24 protein-coding genes and 4 tRNA genes are annotated in these 25,050 nt (G+C 59.6%); all 28 read right to left on the bottom strand.

From position 1 onward, the window contains the following. Positions 1-3 precede the first annotated feature (3 nt). Positions 4-690 (bottom strand): 30S ribosomal protein S3, encoded by a 687-nt coding sequence (rpsC, locus tag HNP46_RS23965; protein WP_024767387.1) that lies wholly within the window; start codon positions 688-690, stop codon positions 4-6. A gap of 13 nt (positions 691-703) precedes the next feature. Further along, positions 704-1,036: a 50S ribosomal protein L22 gene (gene rplV / locus HNP46_RS23960; protein ID WP_015475325.1), complete on the bottom strand. Its 333-nt coding sequence runs from the start codon at positions 1,034-1,036 to the stop codon at positions 704-706. Between the two features lie 12 nt (positions 1,037-1,048). Next, on the bottom strand, positions 1,049-1,324 hold the full coding sequence (rpsS, locus tag HNP46_RS23955) for a 30S ribosomal protein S19 (protein ID WP_017521902.1): 276 nt from the start codon (positions 1,322-1,324) through the stop codon (positions 1,049-1,051). Between the two features lie 16 nt (positions 1,325-1,340). Beyond that, positions 1,341-2,162 carry a 50S ribosomal protein L2 gene (gene rplB, locus HNP46_RS23950; protein WP_184593961.1) on the bottom strand — a complete coding sequence of 274 codons (822 nt, stop codon included), beginning with the start codon at positions 2,160-2,162 and terminating at the stop codon, positions 1,341-1,343. Between the two features lie 11 nt (positions 2,163-2,173). Then, positions 2,174-2,473, bottom strand: coding sequence for a 50S ribosomal protein L23 (gene rplW, locus HNP46_RS23945; protein ID WP_015475322.1), 300 nt, complete (start codon positions 2,471-2,473; stop codon positions 2,174-2,176). Next, positions 2,470-3,072, bottom strand: a complete 603-nt coding sequence (gene rplD, locus HNP46_RS23940) for a 50S ribosomal protein L4 (protein ID WP_017521904.1) — start codon at positions 3,070-3,072, stop codon at positions 2,470-2,472. The genes rplW and rplD overlap by 4 nt, the downstream gene beginning before the upstream one ends. 14 nt (positions 3,073-3,086) lie before the next feature. Next, positions 3,087-3,722 (bottom strand): 50S ribosomal protein L3, encoded by a 636-nt coding sequence (gene rplC, locus HNP46_RS23935; protein WP_024767389.1) that lies wholly within the window; start codon positions 3,720-3,722, stop codon positions 3,087-3,089. 82 nt (positions 3,723-3,804) lie between these two features. Then, positions 3,805-4,116 (bottom strand): 30S ribosomal protein S10, encoded by a 312-nt coding sequence (rpsJ, locus tag HNP46_RS23930; RefSeq protein ID WP_003243886.1) that lies wholly within the window; start codon positions 4,114-4,116, stop codon positions 3,805-3,807. Between the two features lie 155 nt (positions 4,117-4,271). Further along, positions 4,272-5,465, bottom strand: a complete 1,194-nt coding sequence (gene tuf / locus HNP46_RS23925; RefSeq protein WP_184593959.1) for an elongation factor Tu — start codon at positions 5,463-5,465, stop codon at positions 4,272-4,274. Positions 5,466-5,494: 29 nt separating this feature from the next. Continuing rightward, positions 5,495-7,630, bottom strand: coding sequence for an elongation factor G (gene fusA / locus HNP46_RS23920; protein ID WP_184593958.1), 2,136 nt, complete (start codon positions 7,628-7,630; stop codon positions 5,495-5,497). Positions 7,631-7,660: 30 nt separating this feature from the next. Beyond that, positions 7,661-8,131 carry a 30S ribosomal protein S7 gene (gene rpsG, locus HNP46_RS23915; RefSeq protein WP_015475318.1) on the bottom strand — a complete coding sequence of 157 codons (471 nt, stop codon included), beginning with the start codon at positions 8,129-8,131 and terminating at the stop codon, positions 7,661-7,663. Between the two features lie 85 nt (positions 8,132-8,216). Continuing rightward, positions 8,217-8,588, bottom strand: coding sequence for a 30S ribosomal protein S12 (gene rpsL / locus HNP46_RS23910; RefSeq protein WP_015475317.1), 372 nt, complete (start codon positions 8,586-8,588; stop codon positions 8,217-8,219). Positions 8,589-8,742: 154 nt separating this feature from the next. Continuing rightward, positions 8,743-12,942, bottom strand: a complete 4,200-nt coding sequence (rpoC, locus tag HNP46_RS23905) for a DNA-directed RNA polymerase subunit beta' (RefSeq protein WP_184593956.1) — start codon at positions 12,940-12,942, stop codon at positions 8,743-8,745. 66 nt (positions 12,943-13,008) lie between these two features. Continuing rightward, complete coding sequence (gene rpoB / locus HNP46_RS23900) at positions 13,009-17,082, bottom strand: DNA-directed RNA polymerase subunit beta (protein WP_184593954.1); 4,074 nt, start codon at positions 17,080-17,082, stop codon at positions 13,009-13,011. 222 nt (positions 17,083-17,304) lie between these two features. Next, on the bottom strand, positions 17,305-17,673 hold the full coding sequence (gene rplL / locus HNP46_RS23895) for a 50S ribosomal protein L7/L12 (RefSeq protein WP_017516430.1): 369 nt from the start codon (positions 17,671-17,673) through the stop codon (positions 17,305-17,307). 76 nt (positions 17,674-17,749) lie between these two features. After that, entirely contained in the window at positions 17,750-18,250 is a 501-nt protein-coding gene (rplJ, locus tag HNP46_RS23890) for a 50S ribosomal protein L10 (RefSeq protein ID WP_017516429.1), read from the bottom strand. Positions 18,251-18,467: 217 nt separating this feature from the next. Then, entirely contained in the window at positions 18,468-19,163 is a 696-nt protein-coding gene (gene rplA / locus HNP46_RS23885; RefSeq protein WP_015475312.1) for a 50S ribosomal protein L1, read from the bottom strand. Next, complete coding sequence (rplK, locus tag HNP46_RS23880; RefSeq protein ID WP_024767122.1) at positions 19,163-19,594, bottom strand: 50S ribosomal protein L11; 432 nt, start codon at positions 19,592-19,594, stop codon at positions 19,163-19,165. Before rplK ends, rplA begins: the two co-directional genes overlap by 1 nt. Before the next feature lie 119 nt (positions 19,595-19,713). Beyond that, positions 19,714-20,247, bottom strand: coding sequence for a transcription termination/antitermination protein NusG (gene nusG, locus HNP46_RS23875; RefSeq protein ID WP_015475310.1), 534 nt, complete (start codon positions 20,245-20,247; stop codon positions 19,714-19,716). A 9-nt stretch (positions 20,248-20,256) separates the two neighbouring features. Further along, positions 20,257-20,625, bottom strand: a complete 369-nt coding sequence (secE, locus tag HNP46_RS23870) for a preprotein translocase subunit SecE (protein ID WP_184593952.1) — start codon at positions 20,623-20,625, stop codon at positions 20,257-20,259. A 44-nt stretch (positions 20,626-20,669) separates the two neighbouring features. After that, a tRNA-Trp gene (locus HNP46_RS23865) sits at positions 20,670-20,745 on the bottom strand. A gap of 53 nt (positions 20,746-20,798) precedes the next feature. After that, positions 20,799-21,992 (bottom strand): elongation factor Tu, encoded by a 1,194-nt coding sequence (gene tuf / locus HNP46_RS23860; protein ID WP_054910987.1) that lies wholly within the window; start codon positions 21,990-21,992, stop codon positions 20,799-20,801. A gap of 83 nt (positions 21,993-22,075) precedes the next feature. Beyond that, positions 22,076-22,151: transfer RNA gene (locus tag HNP46_RS23855), tRNA-Thr, on the bottom strand. 19 nt (positions 22,152-22,170) lie between these two features. Further along, positions 22,171-22,244 (bottom strand) — tRNA-Gly (locus HNP46_RS23850). 25 nt (positions 22,245-22,269) lie between these two features. Continuing rightward, positions 22,270-22,354 (bottom strand) — tRNA-Tyr (locus HNP46_RS23845). 141 nt (positions 22,355-22,495) lie between these two features. Continuing rightward, on the bottom strand, positions 22,496-23,176 hold the full coding sequence (locus HNP46_RS23840) for an SPOR domain-containing protein (RefSeq protein ID WP_184593950.1): 681 nt from the start codon (positions 23,174-23,176) through the stop codon (positions 22,496-22,498). Between the two features lie 9 nt (positions 23,177-23,185). Further along, a complete protein-coding gene (locus HNP46_RS23835; RefSeq protein ID WP_184593947.1) occupies positions 23,186-23,935 on the bottom strand; it encodes a pantothenate kinase in 750 nt (249 codons plus the stop codon). Continuing rightward, the gene (birA, locus tag HNP46_RS23830; RefSeq protein WP_184593945.1) at positions 23,925-24,869 is read right to left on the bottom strand and encodes a bifunctional biotin--[acetyl-CoA-carboxylase] ligase/biotin operon repressor BirA; all 945 of its coding nucleotides are present in this window, start codon (positions 24,867-24,869) and stop codon (positions 23,925-23,927) included. Before birA ends, HNP46_RS23835 begins: the two co-directional genes overlap by 11 nt. Positions 24,870-25,050: the final 181 nt, after the last annotated feature.

Below are 25,050 nucleotides of genomic sequence, written 5' to 3'. Positions count from 1 at the left end.
TCCTTACTTAGCAGCTTTTTTACGAGGAGCGGGCGCTTGCGGCTTCAGCTCTTCTTGGCGGCCACCGATGACCTCGCCTTTGAAGATCCAAACCTTCACACCGATCACACCGTAGGTGGTGTGCGCTTCGTAGGTTGCATAGTCGATGTCGGCACGCAGGGTGTGCAGGGGCACACGACCTTCGCGATACCACTCGGTACGAGCGATTTCAGCGCCGCCCAGACGACCGCTTACCTGGATCTTGATGCCTTTGGCACCAATGCGCATGGCGTTCTGTACAGCGCGCTTCATGGCGCGACGGAACATAACGCGACGCTCCAGCTGCTGAGCTACGCTTTGCGCAACCAGCATACCGTCGAGCTCCGGCTTGCGGATCTCTTCGATGTTGATGTGCACCGGCACACCCATTTGCTTGGTCAGGTCCTGACGCAGCTTCTCAACATCTTCACCTTTCTTGCCGATCACGATGCCGGGACGAGCGGTGTGGATGGTGATGCGTGCGGTTTGAGCCGGACGATGGATATCGATACGGCTTACGGACGCGCTTTTTAGTTTGTCTTGGAGATACTCACGTACCTTCAGGTCGGCGAACAGATAATCGGCGTAAGTGCGCTTATCTGCGTACCAAACGGAGGTGTGCTCCTTGACGATACCCAGGCGGATGCCATTGGGATGTACTTTCTGACCCATCTGATCGACTCCGTTACTTGTCCGCAACCTTGACAGTGATATGGCAAGACCGCTTGACGATGCGATCAGCACGGCCTTTGGCACGCGGCATGATGCGCTTGAGCGAACGACCTTCGTTGACGAAGACGGTGGAGACTTTGAGATCGTCTACATCGGCGCCTTCGTTGTGCTCGGCGTTGGCAACGGCCGACTCCAGCACTTTCTTCATGATCTCGGCGGCTTTCTTGTTGCTGAAAGCCAGGAGGTTGAGCGCGTCGCCCACCTTCTTCCCGCGGATCTGGTCGGCGACCAAGCGGGCTTTCTGGGCGGAGATACGAGCGCCCGAGAGCTTAGCGGCTACTTCCATCTTCCTTACCCCTTAACGCTTGGCTTTCTTGTCCGCAGCGTGCCCACGATAAGTGCGGGTAGCAGCGAACTCGCCGAGTTTGTGACCGACCATGTCTTCGTTGACCAGAACGGGCACGTGTTGACGGCCGTTGTGGACAGCGATGGTCAGACCAACCATGTGCGGCATGATCATAGAACGGCGCGACCAGGTCTTGATCGGCTTGCGGTCGTTCTTTTCCACCGCCACTTCGATCTTCTTCAGCAGGTGAAGATCGATAAAAGGACCTTTTTTCAGAGAACGTGGCACTGTCGTATCCCTCTATTTACTTGCGGCGACGGACGATCATGTTGTCGGTACGCTTGTTCGCGCGAGTCTTCTTACCCTTGGTCTGAAGACCCCACGGCGACACCGGATGACGACCAGCAGAGGTACGACCTTCACCACCACCGTGCGGGTGGTCGACCGGGTTCATGGCAACACCACGAACGGTCGGGCGAACGCCACGCCAGCGTTTGGCACCGGCTTTACCCAGCGAACGCAGGCTGTGCTCGGAGTTCGAGACTTCGCCCAGGGTCGCACGGCAGTCAGCCAGGACTTTGCGCATCTCACCGGAACGCAGACGTACGGTTACGTAGGCACCTTCACGGGCAACCAGCTGAGCCGAAGCGCCAGCGGAGCGAGCGATCTGAGCACCTTTGCCAGGCTTCAGTTCGATACCGTGGATGGTGCTACCCACCGGAATGTTGCGCAGCGGCATGTTGTTGCCGGCCTTGATCGGAGCGCCGATACCGGAGATCAGTTGATCGCCAGCCACCACGCCTTTGGGGGCGATGATGTAACGACGCTCGCCGTCCGCGTATTTCAGCAGAGCGATGTGAGCAGTACGGTTCGGATCGTATTCGACGCGTTCAACGGTGGCAGGGATGCCATCCTTGTTGCGACGGAAGTCGACCAGACGATAGTGCTGCTTGTGGCCACCACCGATATGACGGGTGGTGATACGACCGTTGTTGTTACGGCCGCCCGACTTGGACTTCTTCTCGAGCAGGGGAGCGAACGGAGCACCTTTGTGCAGGTCCTTGTTCACTACCTTGACGACGAAACGACGACCAGCGGAAGTCGGTTTGCATTTAACGATTGCCATGATGCACCCCTTTACTCAGCGCCAGCTGCGAAATCGAGATCCTGGCCCGGCTGGAGAGCGATGTACGCTTTTTTCCAGTCGTTACGCTTGCCCAGGCCGCGAACGGTACGCTTGGTCTTGCCCTGAACGTTCAGGGTGGTGACGCGACGTACTTTCACGCCGAACAGGCTTTCTACGGCCTTCTTGATTTCCAGCTTGGTTGCATCAGTGGCAACCTTGAAAACGAATTGGCTGTTGCCGTCCGCCAGGCCAGTGGCCTTCTCGGAGATATGCGGGCCCAGCAGCACTTTGAATACGCGTTCCTGGTTCATGCCAGCAGCTCCTCGAACTTCTTCACGGCGGACACGGTGACCAGCACCTTGTCGTAGGCGATGAGGCTGACCGGATCGGAAGCCTGGACGTCACGTACATCGACGTGGGCCAGGTTGCGAGCTGCCAGGTACAGGTTCTCATCGACGCCTTCGGTGACGATCAGTACATCTTTCAGGCCCAGGCCTTCCAGCTTGCTGACCAGACCTTTGGTCTTCGGTGCATCGACAGCGAAGTCGGCAACGACAACCAGACGGTCCAGGCGAACCAGCTCAGAGAGGATGGAGCGCAGAGCAGCGCGGTACATCTTCTTGTTGAGCTTCTGGGAGTGATCCTGGGGCTTGGCCGCGAAGGTCGCGCCGCCGCCACGCCAGATGGGGCTACGGATGGTGCCAGCACGAGCACGACCAGTGCCCTTCTGACGCCACGGCTTCTTGCCACCACCGGAGACTTCGGAACGAGTTTTCTGAGCCTTGGTGCCCTGACGGCCGCCAGCCATGTAGGCCACGACTGCCTGGTGAACCAGGGTCTCGTTGAATTCGCTACCAAAGGTACGCTCGGAAACCTCGATCGCCTGAGCGCCATTTACATTCAGTTGCATCTCAGCTTCCTCTCTTAACCGCGAGCCTTGGCTGCCGGACGCACCAGCACATCACCACCGGTAGCGCCAGGAACGGCACCTTTGACCAGCAGCAGATTGCGCTCTGCATCGACACGCACGACCTCAAGGGATTGAACGGTTACGCGCTCAGCACCCATGTGGCCCGACATTTTTTTGCCCTTGAACACTCGACCAGGAGTCTGGCACTGGCCGATGGAACCCGGGACGCGGTGGGAAACGGAGTTACCGTGGGTGTTATCTTGACCACGGAAGTTCCAGCGCTTGATGGTACCGGCAAAGCCTTTACCCTTGGACTCGCCGGTAACGTCTACCAGCTGGCCGGCCTGGAACAGGTCGACAGAAATGGAATCGCCTGCCTTGAACTCCTCTTCGCCCAGACGGAATTCCCACACGCCGCGACCGGCGGCGACATTCGCCTTGGCAAAGTGACCGGCTTGCGCCTTGGTCACGCGAGAAGCACGACGCTCGCCGGCAGTAACCTGCACGGCGCGATAGCCATCGCTCTCTTCGTTTTTGAACTGGGTGACGCGATTCGGCTCGACCTCAATGACCGTGACCGGAATGGAGACACCATCTTCGGTGAAGATGCGGGTCATGCCGCACTTACGACCGACAACACCAATTGTCATCTTTAGAACCTCTTTAGTGTACGGGGCTTTCACCCGCTATGGCCGCCCATTTCAGAGCGTTACACGACCAATGCCGAAGGCATTAGCCGAGGCTGATCTGTACTTCGACGCCAGCAGCAAGGTCGAGCTTCATCAGCGCGTCGACGGTTTTGTCGGTCGGCTGAACGATGTCGAGAACACGCTTGTGGGTACGAATTTCGTACTGGTCACGAGCGTCCTTGTTGACGTGCGGGGAAATCAGCACGGTGTAACGTTCCTTGCGGGTCGGCAGAGGAATCGGACCACGCACCTGAGCCCCAGTACGTTTCGCGGTTTCCACGATTTCCTGGGTAGATTGGTCGATCAGGCGGTGATCAAAAGCCTTCAACCGAATACGGATTTGTTGATTTTGCATTTGACCTCAGACTCCAAGTTGCCATTCCCAACGGACGGACTCCGCCCGTTAAAAGGAGGCGCAATTGTACGGATGCGCCTGAGGGGTGTCAATATTTAACCAACTCAACGAAAAAGGGACCCCGAAGGGTCCCTTTTCCTGGAGCAGATCAGCGATTACTCGAAGATCTTGGCAACCACGCCGGCACCAACGGTACGGCCGCCTTCGCGAATCGCGAAGCGCAGGCCATCTTCCATGGCGATCGGAGCGATCAGGGTGACAACCATTTTCACGTTGTCGCCCGGCATTACCATCTCAACGCCTTCCGGCAGTTCGCAGTTGCCGGTTACGTCGGTGGTACGGAAGTAGAACTGCGGACGGTAGCCTTTGAAGAACGGGGTGTGACGACCACCTTCTTCCTTGGACAGCACGTACACTTCGCACTCGAACTTGGTGTGCGGCTTGATGGTGCCCGGCTTGGCCAGAACCTGGCCGCGCTCTACGTCTTCACGCTTGGTGCCACGCAGCAGAACGCCGACGTTCTCACCAGCACGACCTTCGTCGAGCAGCTTGCGGAACATTTCAACGCCGGTGCAGGTAGTCTTGGTAGTCGCCTTGATACCGACGATTTCCACTTCTTCCTGGATCTTGACGATGCCACGCTCAACACGGCCAGTTACCACGGTGCCACGACCGGAGATCGAGAATACGTCTTCGATCGGCATCAGGAACGGCTTGTCGATGGCGCGCTCGGGCTCGGGGATGTACGAGTCCAGGGTTTCTACCAGCTTGCGCACGGCGGAAACGCCCATCTCGTTGTCGTCCTGGCCGTTCAGGGCCATCAGAGCGGAACCGATCACGATCGGAGTGTCGTCGCCCGGGAAGTCGTAGGTGTTCAGCAGATCGCGAACTTCCATTTCGACCAGTTCCAGCAGCTCGGCGTCGTCAACCATGTCGGCCTTGTTCAGGAACACGACGATGTAGGGAACGCCTACCTGACGGGACAGCAGGATGTGCTCGCGGGTCTGCGGCATGGGGCCGTCAGCAGCCGAGCAAACCAGGATCGCGCCGTCCATCTGGGCAGCACCGGTGATCATGTTCTTCACGTAGTCGGCGTGGCCCGGGCAGTCTACGTGAGCGTAGTGGCGTACCGGCGAGTCGTATTCAACGTGAGAGGTGTTGATGGTGATACCACGAGCCTTCTCTTCCGGCGCGTTGTCGATCTGGTCGAAAGCGCGAGCGGAGCCGCCCCAGGTCTCGGAGCAGACCTTGGTCAGAGCAGCGGTCAGAGTGGTTTTGCCGTGGTCAACGTGACCGATGGTGCCAACGTTGACGTGCGGTTTGTTACGTTCAAATTTTTCTTTAGCCACGAGAGTAACCTCTTACTAAAAGAGCTGAATCAAGCTTGTTTTTTGGCCAGAGCTTCGACGACGTTCGCCGGAGCTTCAGCATACTTGGAGAATTCCATGGAGTAGCTAGCGCGACCCTGGGACATGGAACGCACGTCGGTTGCATAACCGAACATCTCGCCCAGCGGAACCTCGGCACGGATAACCTTACCGGAAACCGAGTCTTCCATCCCCTGAATCAGACCACGACGACGGTTCAGGTCACCCATCACGTCACCCATGTAGTCCTCAGGAGTCACCACTTCCACTTTCATGATCGGCTCAAGCACCTTGCCGCCGCCCTTCTGGGCCAGCTGCTTGGTCGCCATGGAAGCAGCGATCTTGAACGCCATCTCGTTGGAGTCGACGTCGTGGTAGGAACCATCGAAGACGGTCGCCTTCAGGCCGATCAGCGGATAGCCGGCGACAACGCCGTTCTTCATCTGCTCTTCGATGCCTTTCTGGATGGCCGGGATGTATTCCTTCGGAACCACACCGCCCACGACTTCGTTGGTGAAGACCAGGCCTTCAGTGATGTTGCCCTTGTCGTCCACGTCCGGAGTCGAGAAGCGAATCCAGCAGTGACCGAACTGACCACGACCACCGGACTGACGAACGAACTTGCCTTCGATCTCGATGTTGTCCTTCGAGATGGTTTCGCGGTACGAAACCTGCGGCTTGCCGATGTTCGCCTCAACGCCGAATTCACGCTTCATGCGGTCGACGAGGATGTCCAGGTGCAGCTCACCCATACCGGAGATGATGGTCTGGCCGGTTTCTTCGTCGGTCTTGACGCGGAACGACGGGTCTTCCTGAGCCAGCTTGCCGAGGGCAATGCCCATCTTCTCCTGGTCAGCCTTGGTCTTCGGCTCAACAGCTACCGAGATGACCGGCTCCGGGAAGTCCATACGCTCGAGGATGATCGGCTTCTCGATGTCGCACAGGGTGTCACCGGTGGTGACGTCCTTCATGCCGATCAGAGCCGCGATGTCACCAGCGCGTACTTCTTTGATCTCGTCACGCTGGTTGGCGTGCATCTGCACCATACGACCAACGCGCTCTTTCTTGCCTTTCACGGAGTTGATAACCGAGTTACCGGACTCCAGAACGCCCGAGTAGACGCGCACGAAGGTCAGAGTACCTACGAACGGGTCGGTGGCGATCTTGAATGCCAGAGCCGAGAACGGGGCATTGTCGTCAGCCGGACGCTCGTCTTTCGGAGCTTCGTCGCCGTCGTCAATGTGATCCGGGTGGATACCCTGGATCGCCGGAATCTCGGTCGGAGCAGGCAGGAAGTCGATGACGGCGTCGAGAACCAGGGGCACGCCCTTGTTCTTGAACGACGAGCCGCAGACAGCCGGAACGATTTCGCAGGCGATGGTACGCAGACGCAGGCCAGCCTTGATCTCTTCGATCGACAGCTCACCTTCTTCCAGGTACTTGTTCATCAGCTCTTCGTTGGCTTCGGCAGCGGCCTCGACCATGTTGTTGCGCCACTCGGTGGCCAGCTCGACCATATCCGCGGGAATTTCTTCTTCGCGGTAGGAAGTGCCTTTGTCGTCTTCGTTCCAGTAGATGGCCTTCATCTTCAGCAGGTCAACCTGACCCTGGAAGTCATCTTCTGCACCGATGGCCAGCTGAACCGGAACCGGGGTGTGACCCAGACGGTTCTTGATCTGACCGACGACGCGCAGGAAGTTGGCGCCGGCGCGGTCCATCTTGTTCACGTAGACGATACGCGGAACGCCGTACTTGTTGGCTTGACGCCATACGGTTTCGGACTGCGGCTCAACGCCGGAGGTGCCGCAGAACACAACGACGGCGCCGTCCAGTACGCGCAGGGAGCGCTCAACTTCAATGGTGAAGTCTACGTGGCCGGGGGTGTCGATGACGTTTACGCGGTACTTGTCGTACTGGCCGCGCGAACCTTCCCAGAAGGTGGTGATCGCAGCGGAGGTGATGGTGATACCACGCTCCTGCTCCTGCACCATCCAGTCGGTAGTGGCAGCGCCGTCATGCACCTCACCCATCTTGTGGCTGAGACCTGTGTAGAACAGGATCCGCTCGGTGGTGGTGGTCTTGCCCGCGTCAACGTGGGCACAGATACCAATGTTCCGGTAGCGGTTGATTGCTGTGTTACGAGCCATAAAGCCCTCGCAGAAGTAGTGTTGCCGTAATTAGAAGCGGTAGTGCGAGAACGCTTTGTTGGCCTCGGCCATACGGTGTACGTCTTCACGCTTCTTGACAGCGGCGCCTTTACCTTCAGCGGCGTCCATCAGTTCGCCAGCGAGACGCAGAGCCATGGACTTCTCGCCACGCTTGCGGGCGAAGTCCACCAGCCAGCGCATGGCCAGTGCATTACGACGGGACGGACGTACTTCGACCGGAACCTGGTAGGTAGCACCGCCGACACGGCGGGACTTCACTTCGACCAGCGGAGCGATGGCGTCGAGTGCTTTTTCGAAGAGTTCCAGGGGGTCGCCTTTACCGCGCTCTTTGACCTTGTCCAGAGCACCGTAAACGATACGCTCGGCAACGGCTTTCTTGCCGCTTTCCATCACGTGGTTCATGAACTTCGCCAGAATCTGGCTTCCGTATTTCGGATCGGCCAGGATCTCACGTTTGGCCGCTACACGACGTCTTGGCATTGATAAGCCCTCAAACGGTCTTCAGGTAATCCGGGACTCGATGCCCGACCTTACTCTTATCGACTCAGCAAATAGGAAAACAAAATTACTTCGGACGCTTCGCGCCGTACTTCGAACGACCCTGCTTACGGTCTTTGACACCGGAGGTGTCCAGCGAACCGCGCACGGTGTGGTAGCGAACACCCGGAAGGTCCTTTACACGACCGCCGCGGATCAGCACTACGCTGTGCTCTTGCAGGTTGTGGCCTTCACCGCCGATGTACGAGGAAACCTCGAAACCGTTGGTCAGACGAACACGGCACACTTTACGCAGTGCGGAGTTCGGCTTCTTCGGGGTGGTGGTGTATACGCGGGTGCATACGCCGCGACGCTGAGGGCAGTTCTGCAGGGCAGGAACGCCACTCTTGTCTACCAGGCGCTTGCGCGGCTTGCGCACCAGCTGGTTGATAGTTGCCATCTATAGCTCCACTGATTGTCTTACGACACTTAAAAACGAAAATGGGCAAAGCATGCGCCCTGCCAATTTTCGGGGTACAAGATACTAAAGAGCTTCCGGAAGCCAGTCAAGACAAAGCCCCGGTTGTCAAGACAACCGGGGCTTCGTTTGAGGCTTAGTTACCGCTCAGGTTGAGCGCTTCGGCCAGTGCTGCTTCGGCCTCGCTCGCGCTCACACGCTGCGGTTTGCCGAGCTCGCGCTGACGCTTGCGCTCGCTGTGGTAAGCCAGACCGGTACCGGCCGGGATCAGACGACCCACGACCACGTTCTCCTTCAGGCCGCGCAGGAAGTCGCGCTTGCCAGTGACCGCCGCCTCGGTGAGGACGCGGGTCGTCTCCTGGAAGGAGGCCGCCGAGATGAACGACTCGGTGGACAGGGAGGCCTTGGTGATACCCAGCAGAACGCGCTCGTACTTGGCCGGGAACTTGTCCTGGGTGCCCAGCACTTCGTTCTCTTCCAGCACGTGGACCAGTTCGACCTGGTCGCCCTTGATGAAGGACGAATCGCCCGACTCAGCCACTTCGACCTTGCGCAGCATCTGGCGCAGGATGGTCTCGATGTGCTTGTCGTTGATCTTCACGCCCTGCAGACGGTAAACGTCCTGGATCTCGTTGACGATGTACTTGGCCAGCGAGCTGACGCCCAGCAGTCGGAGGATGTCGTGCGGGTTGCTCGGGCCGTCGGAGATCACTTCACCACGGCTTACCTGTTCACCTTCGAACACGTTCAGGTGACGCCACTTCGGAATCAGTTCCTCGTACGAATCGCTACCGTCGGTGGGAGTGATGACCAGACGGCGCTTGCCCTTGGTTTCCTTGCCGAAGGAGATGGTGCCGCTGATTTCCGCCAGGATCGAAGGCTCTTTCGGACGACGAGCTTCGAACAGGTCGGCAACGCGCGGCAGACCACCGGTGATGTCGCGGGTCTTCGAGGTTTCCTGCGGGATACGCGCGATAACGTCACCGATACGCACTTTCGCGCCATCGTTGAGGTTGACCAGGGCGTTCGCCGGCAGGAAGTACTGGGCCGGTACGTCGGTACCCGGCAGCAGCAGATCCTTGCCTGCGGCGTCGATCAGCTTCACGGCCGGACGGATGTCCTTGCCGGCAGCCGGACGGTCCTTCGGATCCATCACTTCAATGTTGGTCAGACCGGTCAGTTCGTCGGTCTGGCGCTTGATGGTGATGCCCTCTTCCATGCCCACGAAGGCCACGGTGCCGTCCATCTCGGTGACGATCGGGTGGGTGTGCGGGTCCCACTTGGCGACGATGGCGCCCGGATCGACCTTGTCACCTTCCTTCACGGAAATCACCGCACCGTACGGCAGCTTGTAGCGCTCGCGCTCACGACCGAAGTCGTCGGCTACCGCCAGCTCACCGGAACGGGAAACCGCTACCAGGGCGCCGTCGGCACGCTCTACGTGCTTCAGGTTGTGCAGGCGAATGGTGCCGCCGTTCTTGACCTGGACGTTGTCCACGGCAGAAGTACGGCTGGCCGCACCACCGATGTGGAAGGTACGCATGGTCAGCTGGGTACCCGGCTCACCGATCGACTGAGCAGCGATAACGCCGACAGCTTCACCGATGTTCACGCGGTGACCACGGGCCAGATCGCGGCCGTAGCACATGGCGCAGATGCCGTGACGGGTTTCGCAGGTGATCGGCGAACGAACGACAACTTCGTCGACGCTCATCTGCTCGAGGAAATCGACCCACTTCTCATCGATCAGGGTACCGGCTTCGACGATCACGTCGTCGCTGCCCGGCTTGAGCACGTCGCGAGCCATCACGCGGCCCAGTACACGCTCGCCCAGCGGCTCAACCACGTCGCCGCCTTCGATGTGCGGGGACATGAACAGACCACGGTCGGTGCCGCAATCGATCTCGGTCACTACCAGGTCCTGGGCCACATCGACGAGACGACGGGTCAGGTAACCGGAGTTCGCGGTCTTCAGTGCGGTATCCGCCAGACCTTTACGAGCACCGTGAGTGGAGATGAAGTACTGGAGTACGTTCAGGCCTTCACGGAAGTTCGCGGTGATCGGGGTCTCGATGATGGAGCCGTCCGGCTTGGCCATCAGGCCACGCATACCGGCCAGCTGACGGATCTGGGCCGCGGAACCCCGCGCACCGGAGTCCGCCATCATGTACATGGAGTTGAAGGACTCCTGGTCGACCTGCTTGCCTTCGCGATCGGTCACCTTCTCTTTCGAGAGGTTGGCCATCATCGCCTTGGACACTTCGTCGTTGGCCTTGGACCAGAGGTCGATCACCTTGTTGTACTTCTCGCCCTGGGTTACCAGGCCGGAGGCGTACTGGCTCTCGATCTCCTTCACTTCCTCGGTGGCGGCATCGATGATGCGAGCCTTTTCGTCCGGGATGACGAAGTCGTTCACGCCGATCGACACACCGGAGATGGTCGAGTAGGCGAAGCCGGTGTACATCAGCTGGTCAGCGAAGATGACGGTGTCCTTCAGACCCACCACGCGGTAGCAGTGGTTGATCAGCTTGGAGATCGCCTTCTTCTTCATCGACTGGTTGACCACGTCGAAGGGCAGGCCGGCCGGGACAACCTGGAACAGCAGCGCACGGCCGACGGTGGAGTCGACGATACGGGTGTTCGCGGTCAGGGAGCCGTCTTCGTTCTTGATCTTCTCGTTGATGCGTACTTTTACGCGGGCGTGCAGGGACACCTGGCCGCTGCGGTACGCGCGGTCAACTTCCTGCAGGTCTGCGAAAGCCATGCCCTCGCCCTTCGCGTTGATCGCTTCACGGGTCATGTAGTACAGACCCATTACCACGTCCTGCGACGGAACGATGATCGGCTCGCCGTTGGCCGGCGACAGGATGTTGTTGGTCGACATCATCAGCGCGCGCGCTTCCAGCTGGGCCTCGAGGGTCAGCGGGACGTGCACGGCCATCTGGTCACCGTCGAAGTCAGCGTTGTACGCGGCGCAGACCAGCGGGTGCAGCTGGATCGCTTTACCTTCGATCAGTGCCGGTTCGAACGCCTGGATGCCCAGACGGTGCAGGGTCGGCGCACGGTTCAGCAGTACGGGGTGTTCGCGGATGACTTCGGCGAGAACGTCCCACACTTCCGGCAGCTCGCGCTCGACCATCTTCTTGGCAGCCTTGATGGTGGTGGCCATGCCACGACCTTCCAGCTTGCCGAAGATGAACGGCTTGAACAGCTCCAGGGCCATTTTCTTCGGCAGACCGCACTGGTGCAGACGCAGGGTCGGACCTACGGTAATTACCGAACGGCCGGAGTAGTCCACGCGCTTGCCGAGCAGGTTCTGACGGAAGCGACCCTGCTTGCCCTTGATCATGTCGGCCAGGGACTTCAGCGGGCGCTTGTTCGAGCCGGTGATGGCACGGCCGCGACGGCCGTTGTCCAGCAGGGCGTCGACGGCTTCCTGCAGCATGCGCTTTTCGTTGCGCACGATGATGTCCGGAGCGGCCAGGTCGAGCAGGCGCTTCAGACGGTTGTTACGGTTGATCACGCGGCGATACAGATCGTTCAGATCCGAAGTCGCGAAGCGGCCGCCATCCAGCGGAACCAGCGGACGCAGGTCCGGCGGCAGCACCGGCAGGACGGTCAGCACCATCCACTCGGGATGGTTGCCGGAGCCCTGGAAGGCTTCCATCAGCTTCAGACGCTTGGACAGCTTCTTGATCTTGGTTTCCGAGTTGGTCTGCGGAATCTCTTCGCGCAGGCGGCCGATCTCGTGCTCCAGGTCGATAGCGTTGAGCAGCTCGCGAACGGCTTCCGCACCCATGCGGGCGTCGAAGTCGTCACCGAACTCTTCGAGGGCTTCGAAGTACTGCTCGTCGTTCAGCAGCTGGCCCTTCTCCAGGGTGGTCATGCCCGGATCGATCACCACGTAGCTCTCGAAATAGAGCACGCGCTCGATGTCACGCAGGGTCATGTCCAGCAGCAGGCCGATACGGGACGGCAGGGACTTCAGGAACCAGATGTGGGCGACCGGCGAGGCCAGTTCGATGTGGCCCATGCGCTCGCGGCGCACCTTGGCCAGCGCGACTTCCACGCCGCACTTCTCGCAGATCACACCGCGGTGCTTCAGGCGCTTGTACTTACCGCACAGGCACTCGTAGTCCTTCACCGGGCCGAAGATCTTGGCGCAGAACAGGCCATCGCGCTCCGGCTTGAAGGTACGGTAGTTGATGGTCTCCGGCTTCTTGACTTCGCCGAAGGACCAGGAACGGATCATCTCGGGCGAGGCCAGGCCAATACGGATGGCATCGAACTCTTCGATCTGACCCTGGTTTTTCAACAGATTAAGCAAGTCTTTCAAGGCCTTTCCTCCTCACGGACCCGGTGCGACCGGCCTTGACCAGCCGCACCGTTCTGACGTCACGTGTTATTCGGTTTCCAGTTCGATATCGATGCCGAGCGAGCGGATCTCTTTGATCAACACGTTGAAGGACTCGGGCATGCCGGCCTCCATGCGGTGATCCCCGTCCACGATGTTCTTGTACATCTTGGTACGGCCGTTCACGTCGTCCGACTTCACGGTCAGCATTTCCTGCAGGGTGTAGGCGGCACCGTAGGCTTCCAGCGCCCAGACCTCCATCTCCCCGAAACGCTGGCCACCGAACTGCGCCTTACCACCCAGCGGCTGCTGGGTAACCAGGCTGTAGGAGCCGGTGGAACGGGCGTGCATCTTGTCGTCGACCAGGTGGTTCAGCTTGAGCATGTACATGTAACCAACAGTGGTCGTACGCTCGAACTGGTTGCCGGTGCGGCCGTCATACAGACGCATCTGACCGCTTTCCGGCAGATCGGCCAGCTTCAGCATGGCCTTGATCTCGCGCTCCTTGGCACCGTCGAACACCGGGGTAGCCATGGGCACGCCGCCCTTGAGGTTGTTGGCCAGAGCGAGGATCTCGTTATCGTTCAGCTCGTCCAGGCTTTCCTGGCGGCCGCCGATCTCGTTGTAGATCTCGTTCAGGAACACACGCAGCTCGGCGATCTTGCGCTGCTCTTCGAGCATGCGGTTGATCTTCTCGCCCAGGCCCTTGGCCGCGAGGCCCAGGTGGGTTTCGAGGATCTGACCGACGTTCATGCGCGACGGTACGCCCAGCGGGTTCAGGACGATGTCGACCGGAGTGCCATGCACGTCGTGCGGCATGTCTTCGACCGGCATGATCACCGAGACCACACCCTTGTTACCGTGGCGGCCTGCCATCTTGTCGCCCGGCTGGATGCGGCGCTTGATGGCGAGGTAGACCTTGACGATCTTCAGTACGCCCGGAGCCAGGTCGTCGCCCTGCTGCAGCTTGCGCTTCTTGTCTTCGAACTTGTCGTCGAGCATCTGACGGCGGTCGCTGATGTAGGCCTGGGCCTTCTCCAGCTGCTCGTTCAGAGCATCTTCCGCCATGCACAGCTTGAACCACTGGCCGCGCTCGAGGCCGTCCAGGTACTCGTCGGTGATCTCTGCGCCTTTCTTCAGGGCAGGACCGCCGTCGGCCTTGGCACCGACCAGAGCGGAACGCAGGCGCTCGAAGGTCGCGCCTTCGACGATGCGGAACTCTTCGTTCAGGTCCTTGCGGATCTCGTCCAGCTGCATCTTCTCGATGGACAGGGCACGGCTGTCGCGCTCCACGCCATCGCGGGTGAAGACCTGTACGTCGATGACGGTGCCCTTGGTGCCGGTCGGCACACGCAGGGAGGTGTCCTTCACATCGGACGCCTTCTCACCGAAGATCGCGCGCAGCAGCTTCTCTTCCGGAGTCAGCTGGGTCTCGCCTTTCGGAGTGACCTTGCCGACCAGGATGTCGCCAGCCTGTACTTCGGCGCCGACGTAGACGATACCGGCCTCGTCCAGCTTGTTCAGCGCAGCCTCACCCACGTTCGGGATGTCCGCGGTGATCTCTTCTGGGCCGAGCTTGGTGTCACGGGCAACGCAGGTCAGTTCCTGGATGTGGATCGTGGTGAAACGATCTTCCTGGACCACGCGCTCGGACAGGCAGATGGAGTCTTCGAAGTTGAAGCCGTTCCAGGGCATGAACGCGACGCGCATGTTCTGACCCAGAGCCAGTTCACCCATGTCGGTGGACGGACCGTCGGCCAGGATGTCGCTGCGCGAAACCTGATCACCCTTCTGCACCAGCGGACGCTGGTTGATGCAGGTGTTCTGGTTGGAACGGGTGTATTTGGTCAGGTTGTAGATGTCGACGCCGGCTTCGCCAGTCTCGACTTCGTCGTCGTTCACACGAACCACGATACGGCTGGCGTCGACCGAGTCGATCACACCGCCACGGCGGGCAACCACGCAGACACCGGAGTCACGGGCGACGTTGCGCTCCATGCCGGTACCCACCAGCGGCTTGTCGGCGCGCAGGGTCGGTACAGCCTGACGCTGCATGTTCGAACCCATGAGTGCACGGTTGGCGTCGTCGTGCTCAAGGAACGGAATCAGTGAGGCAGCGACGGAAACGACCTGCTTCGGCGACACGTCCATGAGGGTGACGTCTTCCGGCGCCTTCACGGTGAATTCGTTCAGGTGACGTACGGCAACCAGTTCGTCGATCAGCTGACCCTTTTCGTTCAGGGTCGCAGAGGCCTGGGCGATCACGTGATCGGCCTCTTCGATGGCGGACAGGAAGACGATATCGTCGCTGACCAGACCTTCCTTCACCACGCGGTACGGGCTTTCCAGGAAGCCGTACTTGTTGGTGCGGGCGTAGGTGGCCAGGGAGTTGATCAGACCGATGTTCGGACCTTCAGGGGTTTCGATCGGGCACACGCGGCCGTAGTGGGTCGGGTGTACGTCACGAACCTCGAAGCCGGCACGCTCACGGGTCAGACCGCCCGGGCCGAGTGCGGAGACGCGGCGCTTGTGGGTGATCTCGGAGAGCGGGTTGTTCTGGTCCATGAACTGCGACAGCTGGCTGGAACCGAAGAATTCCTTGATCGCGGCAGCCACCGGCTTGGCGTTGATCAGGTCCTGCGGCATCAGGCCTTCGCTTTCGGCCATCGACAGACGTTCCTTGACCGCGCGCTCGACACGCACCAGGCCAACGCGGAACTGGTTCTCGGCCATCTCGCCGACGCAACGCACGCGACGGTTACCCAGGTGGTCGATGTCGTCGACGATGCCTTTACCGTTACGGATGGCAACCAGGGTCTTGAGGACCTCGACGATGTCTTCCTTGCTCAGGACGCCAGCGCCTTCGATCTCGGTGCGACCGATACGACGGTTGAACTTCATGCGGCCAACGGCCGACAGGTCGTAACGCTCGGCGCTGAAGAACAGGTTGCCGAACAGGGTCTCGGCGGCTTCCTTGGTCGGCGGCTCACCGGGACGCATCATGCGATAGATCTCGACCAGCGCTTCCAGTTGGTTGCTGGTGGAGTCGATCTTCAGCGTGTCGGAGATGAACGGACCGCAGTCGATGTCGTTGGTGTACAGAGTCTCCAGGCGGGCAACCTGGGCCTTGGCGATCTTGGCCAGGGCATCGACGGTCAGCTCGGTGTTGCACTCGGCGATGATCTCGCCGGTAGCCGGGTGCACGACAGCCTTGGCCACGGTACGGCCGATCAGGTAGTCGAACGGCACTTCCAGCTGGCTGATGCCGGCCTTCTCGAGCTGGTTGATGTGGCGCGCGGTGATACGGCGGCCCGCTTCAACGATGACCTTGCCGGCAGCATCCTTGATATCGAAGCTGGCGATCTCGCCACGCAGACGCGACGGCACCAGCTCAAGATTCAGGGTTTCGCCCTTGATCTCGTAGACGTTGGTGTCATAGAACGCGTTGAGGATTTCCTCGGTGCTGTAGTTCAGCGCGCGCAGCAGGACGGAAGCCGGCAGCTTGCGGCGACGGTCGATACGAACGAACACGCAGTCCTTCGGATCGAACTCGAAGTCGAGCCAGGAGCCGCGGTAAGGAATGATGCGAGCGGAGTACAGCAGCTTGCCGGAGCTGTGGGTCTTGCCACGGTCGTGGTCGAAGAACACACCCGGGGAGCGGTGCAGCTGGGAAACGATGACGCGCTCGGTACCGTTGATGATGAAGGTACCGTTCTCGGTCATCAGGGGGATTTCCCCCATGTAGACTTCTTGTTCCTTGATGTCCTTGATCGCTTTGTTCGACGATTCCTTGTCGAAAATGATCAGGCGCACTTTCACACGCAGCGGGACCGCGAAGGTCACACCGCGCAGCACGCATTCCTTGACATCAAAGGCCGGCTCGCCCAGACGGTAGCCGACGTATTCCAGGGCAGCATTGCCGGAATAGCTGATAATCGGGAAGACGGACTTGAAGGCCGCATGCAGGCCGATGTCTCGGACCTGGTCCTTGCTCGCGCCGGCCTGCAGGAATTCGCGATAGGAATCCAGCTGGATGGCCAGCAAATACGGCACATCCATGACGTCCGGCAACTTGCTAAAGTCCTTGCGGATACGTTTTTTCTCAGTGTATGAGTAAGCCATCAGCGTTCCCCAGCTTGGTCACCTGCTTGTTTGGCCTCTCCCGTGCGGGAGCAGCCCAAAAATCGTGCAAACCCTAGGTTTGCGCCGCCAGTCGTGGCGGGTTTTCACGCTATGGAGGGGCTACCTACGGCACCCCACCCATAACGGAAAAAGGCCGGTGGCAATTGCCACCAGCCATCAGCCTGTCGCTTAACGCTCGGGCTGTCGACGCAAGGTACGAACTTACTTGAGCTCGACCTTGGCGCCTGCTTCTTCCAGGGCTTTCTTGGCAGCTTCGGCTTCTTCTTTCGAAGCGCCTTCCTTGACCACGCCCGGGGCGCCGTCAACGACAGCCTTGGCTTCTTTCAGGCCCAGACCGGTCAGTTCACGAACGACCTTGATCACGTTCACTTTCTTGTCGCCAGCTTCGGCCAGGACGATGGTGAACTCGGTTTGCTCTTCAGCAGCGGCAGCAGCCGGGCCAGCAGCGGCAACGGTAGCGGCAGCAGCGGTAACGCCGAACTTCTCTTCCATCGCCTTGATCAGTTCAACGATCTGCATGACGGACATTTCGGATACGGCGGAGATGATGTCTTCGTTGGTCAGAGCCATGACTCTAATTCCTGTATTGGGTGACGGCCTAAGGCCATCGAATTAAACAAAAAAGGTTGAAAGCAGATGCCGAGCCTTAGGCTGCGGTAGCTTCTTTCTGATCGCGAATTGCCGCCAGAGTACGAGCCAGCTTGCTGGTAGCGCCTTGGATCACGCTCATCAGCTGTGCAACAGCTTCGTTGTAGGTCGGCAGGGTCGCCAGCACGTCGATCTGATTGGCTGCGAGGAACTGACCCTCGAACGCGGCCGCCTTGATCTCGAACTTGTCCTGACCCTTGGCAAACTCCTTGAAGATACGAGCGGCAGCGCCCGGATGTTCGTTGGAGAAAGCAATCAGGGTCGGGCCCTTGAACGTGTCGTTGAGCACTTCAAACTGAGTGCCTTCAACGGCGCGCTTGAGCAGGGTGTTACGTACGACTTTCACGTACACACCAGCTGCGCGGGCCTCTTTACGGAGTCCGGTCATTGCGCCGACAGTCACGCCGCGTGCATCAACCACGACAGCGGACAGACCGGCTTTGGCAGCCTCGTTGACTTCAGCGACGATGGCCTTCTTGTCTTCGAGTTTAATTGCCACGGGTTTACTCCTGGATGTTACCGATTCGTCCAGCCGGAGCCGGACGGCGTTTTGGTGTCTGATTCGGTAAACGAATCGGGAGCACCATCTGCGTAGGCTTGAGAGGATCACCTCCCGGGTTTAAGGCTTGCGCCGCCTACGGTCTTGGATAGCCCCCGCCAGGCAGGGACCCCAATACCTGCGGACAGCGGGCGAACCCACTGTCCGACTTAGTTCATCAGCCTTCCAGCGAAGCCTGATCGATCTGCAAACCCGGGCCCATGGTCGTGCTCAGGGTAACGCGCTGAACGTACACGCCCTTCGAGGAGGACGGTTTCAGGCGCTTCAGATCGCTCAGCAGCGCTTCCACGTTCTGCTTCAGCTTGACCGGCTCGAAGTCGATCTTGCCAACGGAAGCGTGGATGATGCCGTTCTTGTCGGTACGGAAACGTACCTGACCGGCCTTGGCGTTCTTGACGGCGGTAGCGACGTCCGGGGTCACGGTGCCGACTTTCGGGTTCGGCATCAGACCGCGCGGGCCCAGTACCTGGCCCAGCTGGCCAACAACACGCATGGCGTCCGGGGAAGCGATGACGACGTCGTAGTTCAGGTCGCCGGCTTTCATTTCGGCAGCCAGCTCGTCCATGCCAACCTTGTCTGCACCAGCAGCCAGGGCAGCTTCAACACCAGGACCCTGGGTGAAGACGGCAACGCGTACGGATTTGCCGGTACCGTTCGGCAGAACGGTGGCGCCACGTACGACCTGGTCGGATTTACGCGGATCAACGCCCAGATTGATGGCGATGTCCACGGACTCCTTGAACTTGATGGTCGACAGCTCGGCCAGCAGCTTGGCGGCATCTTCGAAGCCGTATTGCTTGCCTGCTTCGATCTTCTCGGCGATAGCCTTTTGACGCTTGGTCAGCTTAGCCATTACACACCCTCCACGTTCAGGCCCATGCTGCGCGCGGAGCCAGCAATGGTGCGTACGGCAGCGTCCAGGTCAGCAGCGGTCAGGTCAGCCTGCTTGGCCTTGGCGATCTCTTCCAGCTGAGCACGGGTAACGGTGCCCACTTTCTGGGAGTTCGGACGAGCGGAACCGCTGGTGATGCCAGCTGCTTTTTTCAGCAGGACGGCAGCCGGGGTGCTCTTGGTTTCGAAGGTGAAGCTACGGTCGCTGTAAACGGTGATGATCACAGGAGTCGGCAGACCCGGCTCTTGGCCTTGGGTCTTGGCGTTGAACGCCTTGCAGAATTCCATGATGTTCACGCCGTGCTGACCCAGAGCAGGGCCTACGGGCGGCGACGGGTTGGCCTGGCCGGCCTTTACTTGCAGCTTGATGTAAGCCGTGATTTTCTTAGCCATTTGTTACTCCAAATGCGGGTCAAGCGCCCTGACGGGCTTCCCGGTTGCTATCGCGTTTATCCCAATGACGACAAAACCCCGCAGCCTAGGGCTGCGGGGTGGGGGATTCATTGTGCCGGTTAGACTTTCTCTACCTGGCTGAACTCCAGCTCTACCGGAGTAGAGCGACCGAAAATGAGCACGGCGACCTGGATGCGGCTCTTTTCGTAGTTAACTTCTTCGACGACGCCATTGAAGTCAGCGAACGGACCATCGATGACACGGACGGTTTCGCCCGGTTCGAACAGGGTCTTCGGCTTCGGCTTGTCGCCACTGTCGGCAACGCGACGCAGGATGGCATCAGCCTCTTTATCAGTGATCGGCGCCGGCTTGTCGGCAGTACCACCAATGAAGCCCATGACGCGAGGAGTGTCCTTGACCAGGTGCCAGGTACCCTCGTTCATTTCCATCTGCACCAGGACGTAACCTGGGAAGAACTTGCGCTCGCTCTTGCGTTTCTGGCCGTTCCGCATCTCCACCACTTCTTCGGTGGGGACGAGAATCTCACCAAACCCGTCTTCCATGCCGGCCAGTTTGACCCGCTCGATCAGCGAGCGCATGACATGCTTCTCGTAACCCGAGTAGGCATGCACAACGTACCAACGCTTAGCCACGGAACACCCTTAACCTACGATCATGGAAACCAGCCAACCCAGCAGGGAGTCGAGCCCCCAAAGCACCAGCGCCATTACCAGCACTACTGCCACTACGATCAGCGTGGTCTGAGTTGTCTCTTGACGAGACGGCCATACAACCTTGCGAATCTCGGCGCGCGCTTCTTTAGCCAGAGTAAAGAATGCACGCCCCTTGACGGTCTGCAGCGCAATGAAACCTGCAGCAGCCGCCATGACGAGGATACCGAGAACGCGATAGAAGATCGGTTGCGCGGAATAATACTGGTTGGCAACCACAGCCACCACCACCAGCACTGCAACCACAAGCCACTTCAAGAGATCGAGACGCGACTCTTTGGCTTCTACCTTCGCATTCATCTGCTAGGAATCCCGTTTAAAGAAGTGCCAGATCTTGAGAAATCTGGCAGGCCAGGAGGGAATCGAACCCCCAACCTGCGGTTTTGGAGACCGCCGCTCTGCCAATTGAGCTACTGGCCTAGAACAAAGTCAGGCCGACCATTATGCCGGCCTGATAGGGAAAGATCAACCGATTATTCGATGATCTTGGCAACCACGCCAGCACCAACGGTACGGCCGCCTTCGCGAATCGCGAAGCGCAGGCCATCTTCCATGGCGATCGGAGCGATCAGGGTGACAACCATTTTCACGTTGTCGCCCGGCATTACCATCTCAACGCCTTCCGGCAGTTCGCAGTTGCCGGTTACGTCGGTGGTACGGAAGTAGAACTGCGGACGGTAGCCTTTGAAGAACGGGGTGTGACGACCACCTTCTTCCTTGGACAGCACGTACACTTCGCACTCGAACTTGGTGTGCGGCTTGATGGTGCCCGGCTTGGCCAGAACCTGGCCGCGCTCTACGTCTTCCCGCTTGGTGCCACGCAGCAGAACGCCGACGTTCTCACCAGCACGACCTTCGTCGAGCAGCTTGCGGAACATTTCAACGCCGGTGCAGGTAGTTTTGGTAGTCGCCTTGATACCGACGATTTCCACTTCTTCCTGGATCTTGACGATGCCACGCTCAACACGGCCAGTTACCACGGTGCCACGACCGGAGATCGAGAATACGTCTTCGATCGGCATCAGGAACGGCTTGTCGATGGCGCGCTCGGGCTCGGGGATGTACGAGTCCAGGGTTTCTACCAGCTTGCGCACGGCGGAAACGCCCATCTCGTTGTCGTCCTGGCCGTTCAGGGCCATCAGAGCGGAACCGATCACGATCGGAGTGTCGTCACCCGGGAAGTCGTAGGTGTTCAGCAGATCGCGAACTTCCATTTCGACCAGCTCCAGCAGCTCAGCGTCGTCAACCATGTCGGCCTTGTTCAGGAACACGACGATGTAGGGAACGCCTACCTGACGGGACAGCAGGATGTGCTCGCGGGTCTGCGGCATGGGGCCGTCAGCAGCCGAGCAAACCAGGATCGCGCCGTCCATCTGGGCAGCACCGGTGATCATGTTCTTCACGTAGTCGGCGTGGCCCGGGCAATCTACGTGAGCGTAGTGGCGTACCGGCGAGTCGTATTCAACGTGAGAGGTGTTGATGGTGATACCACGAGCCTTCTCTTCCGGCGCGTTGTCGATCTGGTCGAAAGCGCGAGCGGAGCCGCCCCAGGTCTCGGAGCAGACCTTGGTCAGAGCAGCGGTCAGAGTGGTTTTGCCGTGGTCAACGTGACCGATGGTGCCGACGTTTACGTGCGGCTTGTTACGCTCAAACTTTTCTTTAGCCATCTTGACCGCCTCCCGTAAGGAATTGAGAAAGTCACGTCACCATTAAAACAAAGGCAGATATTTTCATATCTGCCTTTGCGAGATGGAGCTCATGAGCGGATTTGAACCGCTGACCTCACCCTTACCAAGGGTGTGCTCTACCAGCTGAGCTACATGAGCAAGACATAAGCCACAAACTTGGAGCGGGTAGCGGGAATCGAACCCGCATCATCAGCTTGGAAGGCTGAGGTTCTACCACTGAACTATACCCGCGGAGCTTGCGGCTCACGCTTGAAACTGGTGGAGGGGGAAGGATTCGAACCTTCGAAGTCTGAGACGTCAGATTTACAGTCTGATCCCTTTGGCCGCTCGGGAACCCCTCCGAGTGAGGCGGCATTCTACAGCCTGCCACCGCGTTGTCAACTGTTTTTCTTTAAAAAACTTGAGCTTAGCTCTTCGACAACGGCTCCAAGTGATTTCCCTTTTCAGGTGACCCCTGTGAAGCGGGCGCCATTCTATGCAAACTATTGAGGGCTTGCAACGCTTTTGCACGGCATTGTTTGTTTTTGCAGTTCAGGGAAATCCGGAGCCAGCTGTCGGACCAGGGAATCATCCACCAGTCGCGCACTTTCCGGGGTCACCTGCGCCCAGTAATCATGCTGCGAACGGGCCAGCTCGCGCACCAGCGCCTCATAGCCTGCGCTCTTCAGGCGCTCTACCACGCTGTCGGCGGAGTCCTTGCGCTGGAAGATCCCGAGGGAAATGCCGTCGGTAAGATCCCCCTCGGTGATGATATAGCTGTCGATCTTGCGCGCCTGCAGCTCGCGCAGCTGCCAAAGCGATGCCTGGCGCGAGGCCAGGGGTGGCAGATAAACCCAGAAGTCGACACCCGCGGAGGCATCGACGGTCTGCACCGATGCCTGGACATCCAGGCTCAGCAACCGCTGCACCAGTTGGCGCGCACGATCTTCCACGGGGAAACTACCCAGATAGGTACACGCAGCTGCGGGCGCAGCCGCCGGCTTTTCTTCGACCTGCCGACGCGCAGGCGCCTCGGAGGATTCGCTGAGCAGCCGAATATTCTTCTGCTCGCTATGAAAGAGGCTCAGCGGGGCGATCTCCTTGGGCCGGAGCGGCGCCTGCTGCTGATGCCAGACGTAATAGAAGACGTTCAGTGCCAGCAGGAAGAGGAAGAACCAACGCATCGATCAGACTCACTCGATCGGACAGGCAAGGGCCAGGCCGAGAAATACCAGATCCGGAAGCACGACAGCCCGCTGGAGCTCATCCTTCACCAGCTCAGCGTCACCTCCCGTCAGATACACCGCACAGTCATCGCCGAGCAGACGAGTCGCGAGCTCGATCTGCTCGCGAACAAATCCGCGCAGCATCAGCACACAACCACGCTCCACCGCCTCGGACGTTTCCTGTCCCGGCAGCAGGTTCTGCAACGCTTCGTGGGCGGCATCGTCGTCATACCGGATGCGACGCGTATGCGTACGCAACTGGCTGCGCATCAGCGGCATGCCGGGAGCAATGTATCCCCCCATATGCCGGCCCTCGGCATCGACCAGATCGGAGGTGACTGCCGTACCGAGATCGATGACCAGGCAACCGCGGCCAGCCAGGCAATGCCCGGCCACCAGGGCCAACCAGCGATCCATGCCCAGGCGCTGATACTCGCGATAGCCATTGGAGACGCCTGCGAGTTGCATGGCCGGTGCGGCAATCTGCACCGTTACCGCGAAAGCACCCTCCAGGGCGGCGCGCAGCGCCTCGGTTTCCTGCTCACTGCGGACACTCACCAGGCGACAGTAGCGGATATCCACCACCCTGTTGGCCTGGAGCTGATCGAGCAGTGCCTGGTCGGAATCCGCCACGCCACCGGCAACCGTCACCAGGTCGTGCTTTCTCACCACGCGCCACTTGATCAGGCTGTTTCCGCAATCCAACTCAAGAATCATCCGACAACCTCAGACTCAGCTCGCCTCCGCTGTAGCACTGCTCCTGGCCATCAACCAGCAGGCGCAACGCACCCCGCTCGTCGATACCCAGGGCGCGCCCAACGATATTATTGGAGACAGTGGACAGCGTGACCTGCCGCCCCTGCCATAAATGAAGGGACTCCCACTCCTCGCGACTGGCAGCAAAACCATGCTCGCGATGACGGGACAGGACGAACGCCAATTCAGACTCCAGCGCCTGCAGCAGTTCATTTCTATCGACCAGCCGCCCCAGTACCTCGCGCAACGAAGTCCAGGGCTGGTCGATACTGTCGGCCTTGCGCATGTTCACGTTGATACCGACACCGATGGCGACACTGCAGATGTCCGCCGGATCACCAGTGAGCTCCAGAAGAATACCGGCGATCTTCCTGCCTTCGACGAGAACATCGTTCGGCCACTTGAGGCCGACTTGCTCGATGCCCAGCGCCCTAATCGCCCGCGCGACGGCCAGCCCGACGACCAGGCTCAGCCCCTCCAGCTCCTGCGCACCACCACGCACGGTAATACCCAGGGTGTAATAGAGGTTGGCGCCAAATGGACTTTCCCACTGCCGCCCTCGCCTGCCACGCCCGGCCGTCTGCCGCTCACCCAGAACAGCGAACGGCGCCGCAGCGCCGGCGGAAAGGCGTCGAAGCACCTCGGCATTGGTGGAATCAATGGAAAACAGGACATCCAGCGGCCAGGGTTCCAGCCCCAACCGGGAAGAAACGATGCTCAGCGGCTCTTCCAGGCGATAGCCCTTGCCGCGCACGCGCTGCACGACCATGCCGTAGTCGCGCTCAAAGCCTTCGAGGCGCTTCCAGACCGCACTACGACTAACCCCGAGCAGAGCACCGAGCTCCTCTCCGGAATGAAAGCGGCCATCGCTCAACAATTTCAGCAAGGTCTGCATATCACCCCCGCAACAGTCAGGCACGCATCATATAGAGGCATGCCTGAATTGCCTATGCAGCAATTCGCCGGTTTTCCCGCGCCCAAAAGCAAAACCCCCGGCCAGCGATGCTGACCAGGGGTCTTGGGATAGGAGCTTGACGATGACCTACTCTCACATGGAGAAACTCCACACTACCATC

The organism is Pseudomonas nitroreducens (assembly GCF_014204515.1).
GTDB classification, from domain to species: Bacteria; Pseudomonadota; Gammaproteobacteria; order Pseudomonadales; family Pseudomonadaceae; genus Pseudomonas; species Pseudomonas nitritireducens_A.
Note: the sequence above shows the minus strand (reverse complement) of the source record. Positions and strands in the feature narration are given on the sequence as shown.